The 14,842-nt window shown below is 70.3% G+C and carries 16 protein-coding genes; 3 read left to right on the top strand and 13 right to left on the bottom strand.

What is annotated here, in order from left to right; genetic code table 11:
* Positions 1–154: 154 nt before the first annotated feature.
* Positions 155–463 carry a hypothetical protein gene (locus ACFXGA_RS18705; RefSeq protein WP_378089447.1) on the bottom strand — a complete coding sequence of 103 codons (309 nt, stop codon included), beginning with the start codon at positions 461–463 and terminating at the stop codon, positions 155–157.
* Between the two features lie 230 nt (positions 464–693).
* Between ACFXGA_RS18705 and ACFXGA_RS18700 the strand changes: the two genes are divergently transcribed.
* Both ACFXGA_RS18700 and ACFXGA_RS18695 read left to right on the top strand, forming a co-directional pair.
* Positions 694–1,101: a hypothetical protein gene (locus tag ACFXGA_RS18700; RefSeq protein ID WP_378089445.1), complete on the top strand. Its 408-nt coding sequence runs from the start codon at positions 694–696 to the stop codon at positions 1,099–1,101.
* Positions 1,094–1,345, top strand: a complete 252-nt coding sequence (locus ACFXGA_RS18695; RefSeq protein ID WP_378089443.1) for a hypothetical protein — start codon at positions 1,094–1,096, stop codon at positions 1,343–1,345. Before ACFXGA_RS18700 ends, ACFXGA_RS18695 begins: the two co-directional genes overlap by 8 nt.
* A gap of 336 nt (positions 1,346–1,681) precedes the next feature.
* Here the strand turns inward: ACFXGA_RS18695 and ACFXGA_RS18690 are convergent, their stop codons facing one another.
* The 9 genes from ACFXGA_RS18690 to ACFXGA_RS18650 form a co-directional block, all read right to left on the bottom strand.
* Positions 1,682–2,389 carry a hypothetical protein gene (locus ACFXGA_RS18690; protein ID WP_378089441.1) on the bottom strand — a complete coding sequence of 236 codons (708 nt, stop codon included), beginning with the start codon at positions 2,387–2,389 and terminating at the stop codon, positions 1,682–1,684.
* A gap of 140 nt (positions 2,390–2,529) precedes the next feature.
* Positions 2,530–3,270 (bottom strand): hypothetical protein, encoded by a 741-nt coding sequence (locus tag ACFXGA_RS18685; protein WP_378089440.1) that lies wholly within the window; start codon positions 3,268–3,270, stop codon positions 2,530–2,532.
* A 177-nt stretch (positions 3,271–3,447) separates the two neighbouring features.
* Positions 3,448–3,690: a hypothetical protein gene (locus tag ACFXGA_RS18680; RefSeq protein WP_378089438.1), complete on the bottom strand. Its 243-nt coding sequence runs from the start codon at positions 3,688–3,690 to the stop codon at positions 3,448–3,450.
* An 876-nt stretch (positions 3,691–4,566) separates the two neighbouring features.
* Positions 4,567–4,692 carry a hypothetical protein gene (locus ACFXGA_RS18675; protein WP_378089436.1) on the bottom strand — a complete coding sequence of 42 codons (126 nt, stop codon included), beginning with the start codon at positions 4,690–4,692 and terminating at the stop codon, positions 4,567–4,569.
* Positions 4,689–6,299 carry a relaxase/mobilization nuclease domain-containing protein gene (locus ACFXGA_RS18670; RefSeq protein WP_378089434.1) on the bottom strand — a complete coding sequence of 537 codons (1,611 nt, stop codon included), beginning with the start codon at positions 6,297–6,299 and terminating at the stop codon, positions 4,689–4,691. The genes ACFXGA_RS18675 and ACFXGA_RS18670 overlap by 4 nt, the downstream gene beginning before the upstream one ends.
* A gap of 7 nt (positions 6,300–6,306) precedes the next feature.
* Entirely contained in the window at positions 6,307–6,861 is a 555-nt protein-coding gene (locus tag ACFXGA_RS18665) for a MobC family plasmid mobilization relaxosome protein (RefSeq protein ID WP_378089433.1), read from the bottom strand.
* A gap of 201 nt (positions 6,862–7,062) precedes the next feature.
* Complete coding sequence (locus ACFXGA_RS18660; RefSeq protein WP_378089431.1) at positions 7,063–7,500, bottom strand: hypothetical protein; 438 nt, start codon at positions 7,498–7,500, stop codon at positions 7,063–7,065.
* A 410-nt stretch (positions 7,501–7,910) separates the two neighbouring features.
* On the bottom strand, positions 7,911–9,419 hold the full coding sequence (locus tag ACFXGA_RS18655) for a pentapeptide repeat-containing protein (protein ID WP_378089429.1): 1,509 nt from the start codon (positions 9,417–9,419) through the stop codon (positions 7,911–7,913).
* A gap of 107 nt (positions 9,420–9,526) precedes the next feature.
* On the bottom strand, positions 9,527–10,156 hold the full coding sequence (locus tag ACFXGA_RS18650) for a hypothetical protein (RefSeq protein ID WP_378089427.1): 630 nt from the start codon (positions 10,154–10,156) through the stop codon (positions 9,527–9,529).
* A 152-nt stretch (positions 10,157–10,308) separates the two neighbouring features.
* On the opposite strand from ACFXGA_RS18650, the gene ACFXGA_RS18645 reads away from it, so the two are divergent.
* Positions 10,309–10,890 carry a hypothetical protein gene (locus ACFXGA_RS18645; RefSeq protein WP_378089426.1) on the top strand — a complete coding sequence of 194 codons (582 nt, stop codon included), beginning with the start codon at positions 10,309–10,311 and terminating at the stop codon, positions 10,888–10,890.
* A 643-nt stretch (positions 10,891–11,533) separates the two neighbouring features.
* Here the strand turns inward: ACFXGA_RS18645 and ACFXGA_RS18640 are convergent.
* From ACFXGA_RS18640 to ACFXGA_RS18630, 3 genes are all read right to left on the bottom strand, one after another.
* The gene (locus ACFXGA_RS18640) at positions 11,534–12,013 is read right to left on the bottom strand and encodes a hypothetical protein (RefSeq protein WP_378089424.1); all 480 of its coding nucleotides are present in this window, start codon (positions 12,011–12,013) and stop codon (positions 11,534–11,536) included.
* Positions 12,014–12,214: 201 nt separating this feature from the next.
* Positions 12,215–13,504, bottom strand: a complete 1,290-nt coding sequence (locus ACFXGA_RS18635; RefSeq protein WP_378089421.1) for a hypothetical protein — start codon at positions 13,502–13,504, stop codon at positions 12,215–12,217.
* A gap of 11 nt (positions 13,505–13,515) precedes the next feature.
* Positions 13,516–14,589 (bottom strand): AAA family ATPase, encoded by a 1,074-nt coding sequence (locus ACFXGA_RS18630; protein ID WP_378089419.1) that lies wholly within the window; start codon positions 14,587–14,589, stop codon positions 13,516–13,518.
* Between the last annotated feature and the right edge of the window lie 253 nt (positions 14,590–14,842).

Genomic DNA, 14,842 nt, shown 5'->3' with positions numbered 1-14,842 from the left:
ACAACCATATTCCCCATTACCTATTAGGTTTTTTTTTTGGGGGTGTTTTTTTTTTTTTATGCCACGGGTTTGTACGGGTTTGCGTGTTTCCGTACCCCCTTCACGTCGGCCAACACCAGCACTCACGATGTTTCAGATCCTTACCGGTGCTGTGTCACCGCCGGTGGGCAACCTGGGCGAGTAGCCGCGCCAGTTGGGCGTCGAACACCTTCACCACAGCCACGTCGACATCATTGGGCACGGTGGAGTGCAGCAGCCCGATGAACGCCTTTGCATCGAACGGATCTGTGCCGCGGGTTGCCAGGTGCTCCTCAATGGCGGTCCAGTAGCCGCTGGACAGGCGGTCGAGCGTGGCCTGGTCGGTCATCGCCCGCAGCCGCCCGGCTAGCTCCGCCAGTTCGGCGTCATCCGGCTCAACCCCGCAGTCGGGCACCTTCGAGGTGTCAAGCAGGTCGTCGTTCATGGATCGGCACTGTGCCGCAGCCGCCGCCCGCCTCGGCGGCGGCGCGGCGGGCACGTCACCTGACCGGGTTCCGGCAGAGCGCGATCCTCTCGGGGGCGAACGACGAGGCCGCCGAAGAGCAGCCGGGCTGCACGCGAGCGAAGGCGTGCAGGACCCGGCCGGAGTTCGACGGATAGGCTCTCACCAGCGGATTTCAGCGCACAGTATCGGTGTCGATACGGCCTGCGACTATGAAGATCGATCGACTGGCCGCCGTCACCGCAGCGGCGGCCGTGCTCGCGCTGGCAGGCTGCGCCGGCCCTGTCGCTCCCTACGAGGAGCGCATGGGATACCTGCGTAAGGTCGCGGCGCAGGGTGCCGAAACGCACGGGCTGCTTCGCGACCAGGACGCGCCGAAGATCGACAAAGACCGCTGCCTCGGCGCGTGGATCCGGTTGCAGAATCCCGGCGAGATACCAAGCGACCTCCACGGCGGCGGCTCCAGCCTGGACTGGCGGAACCGGGTCCAGGAGTTTTTCGTGGACAGTTGCGTCTCGGGCAAGCCCAAGCTCGCGCCGGGCGACCAGCAGCTGAGTACGGCACCGAGTTCCTCGGCACCAGCCGAGCAGACACCGGCTTCGGCGGTCACCGGTGGCTGACACCCCAACTGGCCAGGCCGTCCCGCCGGACCTGCTGGTCTCCACCAGCCCTCGCTCGACCTGGCTGTGGGCTGCCGACGCCAAGACGGCTGCCCGCGTCCGCGCGGTCGTCGGATGGCGTCCCGTCACCCACAAGGGCGTGGAGCTGCCGCTGGTCAGCGACATCGACATCGGCGTGACCGCCTATGAGGCGTGCAACAAGCTCGTGGCCGCGGGCTTCACCTTCGGATGGAGCGCCACCTAGCACCCGTTCAACCGGTACGGCGGGTGGGAGAGCGACCTGCTCGGGATGCCCGAGGTACCTACCGGGTTCGACCCGCATGCCGACGTCGACGTGCTCCAGGAGGTCATCGCCTGGAACACCCGTTACGGCAAGGGGTGATCCGCCGAGTGGCCGCTCTGCCCGCTGACTGCGTCTTTGTGCACGTTGCACTCGGTGGCACGCGCATGTCACAACCGCCGACGACCCCGTCCGCGACGAAGACTCGTGCGAGATGTGCCGGGCCACCGGAATTCTCCCCTGATCGGGAGTTTCTCCTGCGGATGCCGTTGTCCGCTGGCGCGGGGCGGCCTGTCACCGTTAGCCGATCACAGGCGGGGCCACCATACTCTCCGGGTCGGTGAAGACGTCGGGGTCGCCCATGGTGTAGCCGACAGGGCGTTCATGAGGTGGTCGGTGATGCCGCGCTACGACGGCCCACGAGCACACGCTGATCGAGGTCAGCCCGTAGACGGCGAATATGACCTCGATCGGCACTTGGGCTTGCCACATGGCGATTGCGCTACCGGACAGTAGACCGAGAAGGATCGAGAACGCTGCCAAGGCACGGAGAGGGAAGCTCCGGACCAGTGCGGTTACCGAGATACCGGTGGGCTGCGGTCTGATGACAACCGGATTGTCGAGTGGTCGTTCCTGGAGTGGTTGGCCGGAGCCCGACAGAACTGACGAGGGCGCGGTTTGGTCTGGCCCCCTGTTCGGGCGTTGCTGGTCGCTCGAGGTTTCGTCGGGTGTGTGGTCATGGCCGTCCTGCGCGGTGCGTTCGTCGGCTTGGTGTGATGTGTCGGCGCCCGGAGCTGCGGGCCGGGTGAGCTGGGCGACGTGGTGCCAGGAGTTGACCCACTGCCTGGTCTCCTCGGGTCGGACGCGGCAACCTTTGAGGAACAGCTGCAGCTTGTGCAGTGGGGGCAGTACGTCGCTGGCGATCATCGCCTGAGCGGTACTGCTGGACATACCGGCACCAGCACGTTTGCCGATCTGCCGGTAAGACAGGTTCTTGGTGTTGCGCAAGGCGTCGAGCAGCGCGAGGAACTCCCGAGGAGTGGAGACGTCTCCTACACCCCTGCCTCGGTTCGGGCCCTGAGCAGTTGCGACCGGGTCGGGTCGCCGGTCACCTGCCCCGCGTCGCCGGTCGTGATGTTCGCTCATCGTCATTCTCCGATGACGGGGACGACACCTTGAAGGCCGTCGTCGAACTCGTAGAAGTCGAAGTGGTGCGAGGTCTTAGGTCGATGCGGCCGGTCCGGGGTACCGGTCAGCTGCAGCGTCCATATAGCGACGCTGATCGCGCCCATGACGAATAGCCCGAGCATGATCGACACTGGTACACCGGTCCACGTCATGCCGATTGCGATCACCGGAGCCGCGATGCCCGGCACCAGCAGCCACGGCAGGCTCCGGTGCACATTGTCGGGTGCCGGCTTGATGGCGCGTGGGTACTTCAACCGCACGTCGTCCAGGGTGGGCCAGTCGATACGAACCGGATCCGGCCGCCGCTGATCGGCATCGCTGCGTTCGCCCATGGCTTCGCGCTCGATGGGCAGCGCGCGGGATGGCGGAGCCTTGGCCGGATGGACGACTGTGGGTTGCGGGTCGGAGCTCCCGAGCCTGTGGAACGCGTCCAGCCACCTCAGGTACTCGTCGGCGGAGACACGGCACACATACAAGAAGCCCCGAAGTACATCCTCGTCCAGGGCACGACGACCGGTGATCACTGCGTGCGCGGTGGTGCGGGAGAATCCACGCACCGCCAGAGCACGACGGCCCAGGCGCGCGTAGGACAGTTCCTTCTCTCGTCGCAGTTCGTCGAGCGCCGCGACCAACTCGGCCAGGGTCGCGGCCGCAGTCGCGGCCGCCAACGCACGCGTCGACGGCCACCATGCCTCGAACACGCTGTCGGCTTGCGAGCCGGCTAGCCAGGTCGGGAGATCGACCTGTAGTGGTGGAGCCGCGCTCCGTCCCGGTGGCGAGGATTTCTCCGAGTGCGGGGACGAAGCCCCGCGCCCAGCGGAGAGCCGGGCGCGGATGCTCGTTGCCGAGGAGTGCACCTCGATCATGTTCGTCCGAACTCAGCGGGCGAAACGGATCATCGGCCAAGCCCTCAGCGGGCGGGACAGCCCGTGTCCGGTCCGAACTGCGACCAGACTCAGACCGGACACCAGCGACAAGCTGGTCAGCGCGTCATACCCCGCCCGCAGCAAGACGAGGAGGAACACGTAGACGATCACGAGCACCCCGGATCGCACCAGGACCGCTGGCAACGGCAGACACGACAGGGGGCGTTGGTCCTCGGGCATTGTCGACACGATCATCACTCGCTCCGCTCTCGAAACACCATGGCCCGGACACACACCCCATCTCCACGGGCCCGACACCCCGACCGGTTGGCGCCGATCGAGGTCTCGTGCAACGACCCACACAGGTAAGGGCGATTCCTTCCAGTTCATGATGGTCCGGATTGGTCGATCGCCGCACCGACCGTGCAGCGTCCGGGCGTCCAACGGACGATTCGGACAGCAAAAATCGAAACCGAACCGGCAGGTCAGGGCAGGTATGCCGTCCAGGACAACTTTCCGAGCCGTCCTGTCCTGTCCCGGCGTGCTGGCAGCCTGGAGGCGTCTCGGCCTACCGTTGGACACGAAGCCGCTCGCTTGCGGTGCCGGTTTCACTCCTCGACTCCTGCTGTCCAGGCCCGGACACGAGATCGAGACCGGCGGGTGCCGTTGGCGCGGATACCCGCCACCAACTTCACGCAGCTGAACATCTCGTATCTGGAGCGCGGCCGTGCCGTCCGGCTGTCCGGCTCGTCCTTCGGACAGCCCAAGGACGTTGACCTCGAACCCGCGTGCCCAATAGGACGCGGCCGGTTCCACAACGGCCGCGTCCTGCCTCACCCGACCAACCTCGCGCCACCAGGTCGACGCCCTGTCCGCTGGAGCCCTGACCCCGATCGCTGAGCTGCGCACCGTGCTGGAGGTCGCGCCGTGGAACGGCGAGCCCTACCACCGTCGCAAGCCCGACGCCCCGATGCGCACCATGAGCTTCGCCGAGGGCCAGGGCCAGGTCGTCCACCTGATCCTGAACGACCAACGCCGCGTCGAAGAGCCCGGTGGCCGTGATCAAGAACATCCTGACCGGCACCGGCCGCACCGTCCGCGCGGTGGTGCTGATCGTGACCGTCGGCCAGGTCACGGCAGGGTGCTGGCGTGCAGCTCCCGGCCCGCGAGTCCGCTGGCGCGGTCGCGCAGCACGTCCCGACCCCGTGACGCCGTGGGCCGGGACGACCGGACCGGCACGTCGTCGGCGGTGGTCATCGAGTCGGACCGGCGCGACGACGCGGTGCGACACCCGGCACCGGACGTCCGGCGAGCCGAACCTGCGACGCGGCGAGCCGCCGTTCGACGGCGTCCTCGACCACCCGTGCCGCCGGGTTCTTCGCCGTGGTGTTCGAGGCGGCCGACGTGGTGGTGCGGCGCTGGTAGGGGCGCAGGTGCTCGGTGGCCGCGCGCAGGTGCGCGCCGGGTTCACCGCGCGGCGGACGGGATTCCCCGGTCTCGGTGATGCGGTCGGCCAAGGCGATGACCAGCGCCGCGAGCGCCGCCAGGGCCAGCAGCGTGAACGCCAGGTCGGTGTCGCCGGTGCGCGCCAGGCGCAGCGCGAGCCTCGCCAGCGTCGGCAGCAGCGGGCGGGGTCGGGGCGGCCGGCTTGTCGGCGAGGGGCGCCACAGCCGGGTTGCGGCCGCGAGGTCGTCGGCCGCGCGGCGCACCGCGTCGGCCACACGTCGCTGATGTTCGTCGGCCGGGTCGGCGGGCCAGCGCAGCGCGAGCACCGCGGTGAACTGCGCGGCCTGCTCCACGGCGACGTGCCGGTGGACCGGGTCGTTGAGGTCGAGGCGGTCCATCAGCCCGGCCGCCGTGGTCACGTGCCGCCCGGCCATCGCCCACCACGCGTCGCCGCCCCGCATCGGCCCGGTCGAGCCCGGCGCCCACGCCGCTGGGTCGGCCGCCTCCCGGATCACCGCCGCCCGGTCGGGCACCGCGTCGTCGGCCAGGACCTCGCGGGCACGCCGCCACCGGTCAACCAGCTCGGGCAACGTCAGCTCGCGGGCCAGCTGCCCACCGCTCAGCCGCAGGGCCGGGCCGCCGTCGAGCACCTGGTCCTCGGCCAGGGCAACCCGGTAGCCGGTCACCCGCTCGCCGCCGACATCGCCGCCGGTCGACGGCGTCGCCTGTACCCCGACCCCGGCGAGGATGTCGACGAACTCCCCCGGCCCAGTCGACCCGGCGGCCGCGGCCCGCACCCGGCGTTCCAGGGTGCGCCGTTGCGGCTCGACACCGGTACGGTCGGCGCGTTCGTGTTCGGCGCGGGTCAGCTCGCGGGCTCCGGTGCCGGTCGCGCCGGTGCGCACCAGGCCCAGCCGCTGCTCGACCTCCTGCGCCCACGCGCGGGACTTGACCTTGCTGTGCGACAGCCGCGCGACCTTGCCGTCCTTGTCGACCAGCTGCACCACCAGGTGGACGTGGTCGTTGCCCGCCTTCGAGGTGCCGTGGTGCACGGCGATCCACCTGCACCGCTCCAATCCCAGCCGGGCGACGAACTCCTCCGCGAGCTCCCGCCACCGCTGGTCGCCCAGCAGGCCGTCGTCGTGGTGCGCGGAGATCGGCACGTGCAGCACGTGCCCGGCCGCCACGGTCTTGTGCCGCAGCCGTCGGGGCGCGTCGAGCTGCGTGATGATCTCCCGCAGCACGGTCTCCCGGTCGCCGCCCTGGTCGTTGGGTCGGGCGACGTCGGGGTGCAGCAGGTCGTCGTCCCACGCGGCGACGATGTGCGGGTCGGTGTGCACCGTGCGGCCGCCGACGGCGAACAGGTATCGCACCGTGTCGCGCAGGTTGGAGTGACGCGGCAGCAGCTTGGGCAGCATCGCCAGCTCACCGCGCGCCGCGCCGGTGCACGACCCGGTCGGGGTCGACCCGGTCCAGCCAATCCTCGACCCGCGCCAGCACGTGCGCCAGGTACTCGACCGCGGCCGCGAGCTGCGCCGCGCTGACCTGGTCACCGGCGTTGGCGGCGCGGGCAAGCTGGTTGAGGTTGGTGCCGATCCCCGACAGCGTCCGGCGCAGCGGCACGAGGTCCGCCGCCAGGGCGACCGCGTCCTGCCGGCTCATCGGCGGCCGCAGCCGCCGCAGCGCGGGGGCGGTGGGCTCGAAGAACCTCGCGGTGATGTGCGCGAACGCCGCCGGGGCGAGCCCGTAGTCGGCGGCGCGGCCGGTGACCTCGGCCAGCTCGGCGGCGGTGAACCGCAGCAGCAGTTGCCGTCGACGCCCGCCGGGGATGGGCGCCAGGTGCCCGCCGTGCCCGATCAGGTTCGGCAGCGACACCGGCTCGACCTCGGCCGCCGTGTCCGGTGGCGGGCCGGTCGTGTCGGGATCGTCGGCCGGCCAGTGGCGAGCCGGGCGTGCGTGGTCATCCTCGTCGTGGCGCATGAGGTCCCCCCGGACCGTCCGGGGCGGTCGCCGCGCCCCCCCGACGCGCCGCGCCCCACGCCGCGACCCTACGCGCGCACCGCGCCGTGCCGCCTACGTGCACGGTCGGTGACCAGGCGTTTCCGCTTCCGGCTAGCGCAGCTAGCCGGAGGCACATCTTGCCTCCGAGCCTCCGGGCGAACCTCCGGGCGAAAGGATTGATCATCTACCGGCGGCATCGGCGGTGGCGGGCACTGCGTCGTTCGCCACGACGGTGCCGGCCATGCGCTTGATCAGGTACAGCAGCCGGTCCGGGCTGCCCGCTGGCAGGGCCGGGACCAGGTCGCCGGGTGACCGGGTCGAGTTGCCCGCGCCACCGCGTGATCCATGCGTCGCCCGCAGCCGCATGATCAGCAGACAGGCCGGGCCCAGCCGCAACGCCAGGTCCTCGCCCTCGCCCTGCGGGGTGATGGGCGTGCGCTGGAGGTTCGCCCCGCAGTCCGAGCACCGGCGCGTCTTCGTCGACCGCACCGACGGCTCCGATTGCCCGGCCGCCGGCAGCGCCAGCACGGCCTGCCGCACCGGCAGCTCCGTGCCGCCTGGGGTCACCTCCGCCTTGGCCTCGCCGAACCGGCGCACGCCGCCCGGCAGGCGCCGCATCGGGTACTAGCTGCGGCCCGCTCGCCCATCAACTGCACATCCACTGCCATGAGACCCACGTTAGGCTCTCTGTCAAACCGGAAAGCCACAGGTCAAGTTGCATGAATGCGGTAATTGTCTATATAGATAGACAGAGCCACCCGGTTGCCTCAGCGGCGCGGCACGCGGGTCCACCCAACCGGGTCGTCCTCGGTCGGTGTCGGTTCGCCGGTGACCTAGCGGCTTCGCACGTGAAGTGGCGGTGCACGTGGCGGGTTCGCAGATGAAGTGGTGGGGCCGAGAAGTTGGCCGCCCAGACGAGGGTGGCCGGCAGGCGGGGCCGTGGTCGTCGAGCAGCGGCCGAGCTCACGCCGCCGGGGGCGCCGCGACCGGACGCCACCCGGCGCCCGTTCGGTCTCGGTCGGGTGGGCTCAGCCGTCGTCAGGGTCGGGGGCCGGGTCCTGGCCGCTCGACGGGAATGCCTCGCGGTCAACGTGGACCAAGCGGTGCCAGGTGCCCTCCCGGCCCTCGACCGGACCGTGCTCGCCAGCGGGCCGCCATCCGCGCGGCCAAGACGAGAACTCCGGCACCGGATGGACGATCAACGCCCCGCTGAACCCAGCGTCCTCATCGAACGTCGCTCCGCTGAACACGGCGTCCCCGGCGAACCTCGTCCCGTCGAACCCGGCGTTCCTGGCGAACCTCGCCCCGCCGAACCCGGCGTCCCCGGCGAACCCCGCCCCGTTGAACACGGCGAACCCGTCGAACCTCGCCCCGCCGAACCGGGCGGGTCCGGTGAACCTTGCCTTGGTGAACACGGCGTCCCGGGCGAACCTCGCCCCGTCGAACCAGACGGGTCCGGTGAACCTTGCCTTGGTGAACACCGCGTCCACATCGAACATCGTCCCGCCGAACCAGGTCGCCCCGGCGAATGTCGCCCCGTTGAACACGGCGAACCCGACGAACCTCGCCCCGCCGAATCTGATGTCCCCGGTGAACCTCGCCCCACTGAATTGGGCGTGGCGTGGTCGGCAGTACCGGAAGTCGAGGTTGATGAGGGTGGCGCCGGTGAGGTCGAGGTCGGTGTCAGGCCAGAAGGTGTCGGCCGGGTGGTCTGGGTCGTTGCCGGGGCGCAGGTGGGCGGTGAGGATCCGTTGTGCGGTGAGCCGGACCTCGCGTTCCTGCACCCGCTCCTCGTAGCGCGTGTGGGTCGGCTCGTCGGCGTCCTCGGCGGGTGGGTCGTTCGGGGTCGTGTAGGGCATGCGCAGATATCCGGCCAGCACGTCGACCACGGTCTGGCGCAGGGTGGGCCGGTCGGGGTTGTCCTGGGCCAGGCGTTCCAGGGCGTAGAGGCCGCCGAGACGGACCGCGGCCTTGTCCGAGCCCAACTGCTCGACGCCGTTGCTGTACAGCTCGGTGACCCGGCGGGCGGCGGCGTCTTGCTCGGCATGGGCCAGTTCGGCGTGCCGGGCCTGCAACTCCAGCTCCTGGGTACGTTGCCGCCGTGCCGCGAGGTACAGCGCGAACAGCCCACCGCCAGCCACCGCGATCGAGGCGGCGATCTTGACCGCGTCCAACTGCGCCGCAGCCTTCTTCTCCACGTCGGCCAGCGCCAAGCCGTCGATCCACCGCCACAACAGCCAACCCGTCACCGCCGCCGCGAGCAGCACGACGGCGGCCACCACCGGCACCGTCCAGCGCGGCAACGGTTCCCGCCGCGACGGCACCGCGGCCGGCGCGGGTCGGGGTAACGGGTCTGGATACGTGGGACGGCCGACGTTCATGGTGGAGATCATGGCCGCCGCCCTGCCCGTGCGTTCCCGCACCACGCCGTGCTCATGGGCAACACGGCGCTGTTCACCGAGCTGTCCGGCCGCCAGGCCCGCGACCTCGGCGAAGACGACGTCCAGTGACCGAGGTTTGGGAATCCGCCGGATCATGTGAGAAGAAAGCCGGTTACGCTCCAGGCCGCACAAGTGGCGGACCGCAGGTCGGCGGCACTTGTCCCGCCAAATCCGCTGAGAAGTGACAGTCGGGTCGTGGTCGCCTAGGCGTCGACGCGGTCGGGCACCACGAGGTCGTGGCCGGGGTACCAGTCGGCGGTGACGCGGTAGATGGCCGCGCGCCACACGTCGCCGGTGGTCATGACCCGGTCGCGGAGCCCGGTCTGGACGGCGGCGACCTGGTCGGCGGTCACGGCGGTGACCGCGTCGCGCACCAGCCGGGCCAGCTCGGGTGCGACGGTAAACGCCATCGAGTCCGACCACTCGGGCACCGGTGCGGGTGGTTCGTCGCCCCGACGGCGACGCCGGTGGAAGCGCGGTGCGGCCGGGTTGTCGGTCGAGCCGGGACGTCGGCCGGGCATCTCGACCAGGCCCTCGGGCGCGGCACGGAAGCGGCGGCGTTGCCAGCCGCGGGCCTCGACCTCGCGCCGCAGCCCGTGCTCGAACAGCGCGCTCGCGGTGTCCAGCAGCTCCCCCGCGCGGCGTCGCCGGATGCGCTCGGCGTACAGCGCGGCCAGCGCCGCCCGCCGCTCCGCACGGGTCGGCAGGGTCTCCGCCACGTACATCTTCGCGGCGTACTCCTGATCCACCCGCGCCGCGAGGTAGGCGGCCTTGCTGCGCAGGGCCTCACCGGCCCACGGCTCGATGTTCACCTGAACCGTGTGACGTGGCATTCACTGACTATATAGATAGATAGTACCGGTGTTCCGGTGCCGCGCGGCGGTACGGCCCGGTGGCCGGATCGGGTGGCGTCGTGGTCACCGCAAGTCTGCGGTTGTGCTGGTTAGGCTGATCGGTGCAGTGCCGAACATAGGGAGGGGTGGGTATGGCCGAGGAGACGTCGCAGGCACGACCGCAGACGCGTAGGAAGGACCCGGCGGCCGCGTTGTTGGCGGAACTCCGGCAGGCCCGGGACAGGGAGGACGCCAAGCTCGCCGATCGGCGCCGGCAGGAGGACGAGGCTCTGGCCGCGTACGCCAAGGCGGTGGTCGAGGAGCGGCAGATCGGCGAGCAGGCCGCCAAGAAGGTGGCCGAGCTGGAGAAGCGGATCGCCACCGTGCGCGAGGAGCAAGAGCGGGACCAGGCCGCCGCCGTCGCCCGACAGGCGGCCGCGCTCACTACGTTGGTGAAGTTCCGCAACGCCGCCCAGGTCGGCGAGGTGGTGGGCCTGAGCGCGAAGCGCGTGCGGGCGTTGACGAAGGACGCCGGGCACCCCGGTCCGGCCACTGGCGACCCGACTGCGGCGGTGGTGGACGCGGTGCGCGGAGTCGAGGTGGCAGCCGAGGACACGCCGTCTCCCGCCGCAAACCCGGACGCCGCCGCTGCCGCCGGGTCGGAACGGGCGGGCGCGACGGAACTGCCGCTGGTCGACGGTGAGGGCGAGCACCGGGTGGTCACCGGAGCGTGACCGCGCGGACGCGGTGAAGGGCCGGCCGCCGTGCCCGCCCTTCGTCGTCTCCGGGCACGGCGTTGTGACCGGCGAGCGGCGGCCTGGGACGCGGCCGTGCATGGCGGATGCCGTGTGGATGGAGTGCGTAGATGCGCACGCGGGGCGGTGCGCGGCTGTAGTTCCGGGGAAGAGGGCTCTCCCCCGGAACCCCTCACGTCGGCGGGTGGGGCCGAGCTGGTCGGGCGCAGGTGGGCACCCGGTGCGCGGGCGGGCGGGGCCGCCTCGCGTTCACCCACTCTGGGGAGAGGACTCTCCCCAGACCTCTCACATCGGCGGGCCAGCCGGGGGCGGGTCGGACGCCAGCGGGTGCCCAGGCCCTGCCTGCTGTTCCCCGGTCCTCCTGTGCTGCTGTCCGTTGCCTGCTGCTGTTCTTCTTGTGCTCCCGATCATGTCCTGTTCCGTTGTGCCTGCTCATCCCTGTCCTGTCCGGGCGAAGTTGGCGGAACTGCGTTCCGCTGACCTGGGATCTGTCAATCAGGCCCGAACAGCGCAGCATCAGTTCGTCCGGGCCTAGTTGGCGGTTCCCGTGTCGCTCCTCGGCGAAGGTGGGTGAGGTGCCTGGCTCGTGTCTCGTCAGCAGATAGCGGACGTCCTGTGCCCGTCATGAGCCAAGCATGTCGAAGTGGAATCCGACCAGCAGCATCGTCAGTGCGGAGAAACGTGCGGCGCTAACAATGTGTCGATGGTCATTGAATATGGCAAGTGCAAAAAAGATGGCAAAGATGCCGTTGAAAGCAGCCACACCAAGGAACATCCAGATCGCGTTTGGGTTGCTGGACTTGAGAAACCCTGCCGTGAATGCATTGTTTGCCAAAATTACTGCGCCGAACGCCGCCCCCGGCAATGTGAGTAGTAGTATGATTGCTGCATCGACATTCATTCCTGCCGCGCGCTCCGCGCGCCTCAAAAACTTCTCCGGGCCGATGATGTCGATAATAAGACTGAGGCCAGCAACCAGTCCAAATATCTTGCCGATGCGGGCCCACCATAATACCTGCAGTCCCCACAGGCGATCTTCTCTCAGTGTCACATCTCCGGCGGCCCACCTGGCCCAGGCGTCGAAGTAGTCGACCGTGTCCATGTTACTCCTGTTTCGGGCACACAATGTGGTAGGTGTGGCTATAGCAACCCGTCAAGGCGTGTGTCGCGACTCTGGATCGGCTTCGACGGAGGTTAGGGCAGGCGGTGAACTGTTGTCCTGTCCCGTTGATCTCAATAGTTCGATGCGGATCAACGGGTTCGGAGGGTAAGTGTGAACGCTGAGGTTTCGGGTTACTTGAGCCTAGTTGGAGGGTCGTAGGCGGTTGCGCGGGAAGAAGTGTTTGGGCCGTTCACCCGGTAGTGCCGGGCGCGCTCCGACCGGTGGTCGGGGGCCTGTTCGGAGGGACCAGCCGACTGGTTCCTTGGCGGTGTCGAGGTAGGACGAGGGCACTGGTTCGGGCCGCAGGTAGCAACTGCTGTGCTCGACCAGGGCGTCGACGTCGGCTTTGCGTCGGGTCTCGAACGAGGTCTCCAAGCTGGTGACCAGTGCGCCGGTGAACAGTTCCTTCTTGTGGGACCAGTCGCGGATGACGACGGGGTTGAGGGCGCGGTGGTGGAGCATGGCGTCGCCGCCGCGTCGGTGTTTCTGGGCGAACCAGTAGGCGGCGAGGTGGCGTTTGTTGTCGCTGTCCCTGGCGGGTTTGACGAAGGTGGTGCCGCCGAAGGTGCGCAGGCTGCGGTAGTCGTTGTTGGGCAGGCTGGGCGGTTGGTGGCAGTCCTGTTCGATCCAGTGCGCGATCGGGTCCTGGGTCAGTGTCGGCTGGTAGTCGCGCAGGCCGAGGCGGCGGCCGATCTCGGCGGCGAACGCGCGTTGGTCGTCGGGGCCGCCGGCGGCCAGCCGCCGCCAGCGCAGCGGGCCGACGAGTTCGGCGACCGCGACGGCTTCGGGGTAGGTGGCGGCGAACAGCCGCGAGGTGCTGAAGGTGTCGGTCTCGGTGCCGGGCGGGACGAGCAGTTCGGCGCGGCGCGTCCAGTCCAGCCAGGCGTCGCCGTCGTAGGCGATCTCGGTGAAGTTCCAGCGGTGCGCGCAGATCAGGAACCCGGTCAGCACCGCGTCGTAGGTGGCGGCCGGGCCGAGGCGGCGCAGCAGCCGCAGGTGCCGGTGCTGGGCGGCGACGACCTCGGGCAGCTCGTCCAGGCCCGGCTGGGGGTGGTCGGTCTGGTCGGGCGGGCCGATCCAGATCCGGTGCCGGGTGCAGACGTAGGTGTGGTGCGGCAGCAGCCGCAGGACCGGCCCGCCGGGGTGGCGGGCGTCGCAGCGGCGGCAGCCGCGTTGGGGTTCGTGCCGCAGCGCGAGCCAGTCCGGTTCCGGGTCGCGCAGCTCGACCACGGCCCGGTCCAGGCGTGCGCGGGGCTGGTCGGCGACGCAGGCCAGCAGGTCGCCGTCCAGGCGGCGGGTGTTGTTGCCGTTGCCGCGCGGTCTGCTGACCTGCGCCCAGAGGACATCGAAGGGGATCTCGTGCAGGGCGGCGAGCCGGGTCAGGTAGGACACCGCGATCTCGTCGCCGGCGGGCCGGACGGTGATCGGCAACCGGGAGACCATCACGCCCCCGACCGCTGCGCGGCGGGCGCGGTCCGGGCGCGTGTGCGGCGTTGCGGACGGGTCTGGAGCGCGGCTTCGTCGACCGGGACCAGGTCCAGCAGCTCGCGGGTGATCGCCTCGCCGTCGTCGACGGCCAGCACCGCGCCGCCCCGGACGAGCTGGGAGAGGCTGCCGATCATGCCGCCGGTGCGCTCGAAGAGGTAGTCGGCCAGGTCGACCAACGTGCCGGGCCGGTGCCGGTGCAGCCGCAGCGTCGACTCCAGCGTGCCGACCAGCGCCCGCCAGGCGGCGCGCTGCTCGTCGGTGCCGTAGTCGAACGCGGTGGAGCGGATCATGGTGAACCGGCCGGCGATCTGCCGTCCCCTGACCCCGGCGAACATGCCGCTCTCCGCGACCTCGATCCCGGCGTAGGCGAACGTCGCGGGCAGTCGTTCGGCGAAGTACTTGAGCTGGTCGGAGACCTCCGCGCCGGAGCGGGTGGCCAGGTTGAGGTTGTGGATCTCGTCGACCAGGACCAGTTCGACGTGCGTGCGCGCGGCGACCGCGCAGACGGTGTTGACGATCTCGGGCATGGTCGCCCGCGCCCCGAGGTCCAGGCCGTAGAACCGCGCGAGCTCCGAGGCGAGCATCTTCGGCGTGGCCGCGGTGGGGACGGTGACATAGACGACCGGGATGCGGTGCTCCCCGCCCTTGCCGGGGTGGCGGCGGCGCACGACGTGTTCGTGCGTGCGGCCGAGCTGGGTCAGCGCGGTGGTCTTCCCGGTGCCCGAGTCCCCGGAGACGATCAGGCCCCGGCGGGCGGAGAACTGGCCCCGGTTGAGCTGGACCAGCAGCCGGCCGGTGGACAACACCTGCCGGATCGTCGGGGTGTTGGCCGGTGGCAGGGCCGAGTGGTAGTCCCTGCGGGCCTGCTCCAGCTCCGCCCGCCCACGCGCCGACAAGCCCGCCGGGTCCGGCTCGTCCGGGGCTTCGACGCGGTGTCCGACGAACCGCCGCCAGCCCTCCTTGGTGGTCAGCGGCTCGTCGGGAACCAGCCCTTCGTCGACATCGGGTAAGGACCGCTGTCCGGTCATGTCCACCTTTCCGCTTCCGCCTCGGCGTCGAACACGCCGAACTCGATCACCTGCGCGCCGCCGGCCGTGTCCGGCGCGGGCTGTCCGGGGTCCTCGACCGGGTCGGGCAACGGGGGCCGGTGCGCCTGCGCGGCGGTGCGGGTGCGAGCGGCGAGCCCCCCCCCCCCCCCCGCCCCCGCCCTCTCGGCGGGGGGGACCCCGCCCCGCCCCCCGCGCGGCGCGCTCGGGAACACCCCCCCCCCCGCGCCCCCCC

It is taken from the genome of Actinosynnema sp. NPDC059335 (assembly GCF_042752395.1).
Lineage (GTDB): Bacteria > Actinomycetota > Actinomycetes > Mycobacteriales > Pseudonocardiaceae > Actinosynnema.
Note: the sequence above shows the minus strand (reverse complement) of the source record. Positions and strands in the feature narration are given on the sequence as shown.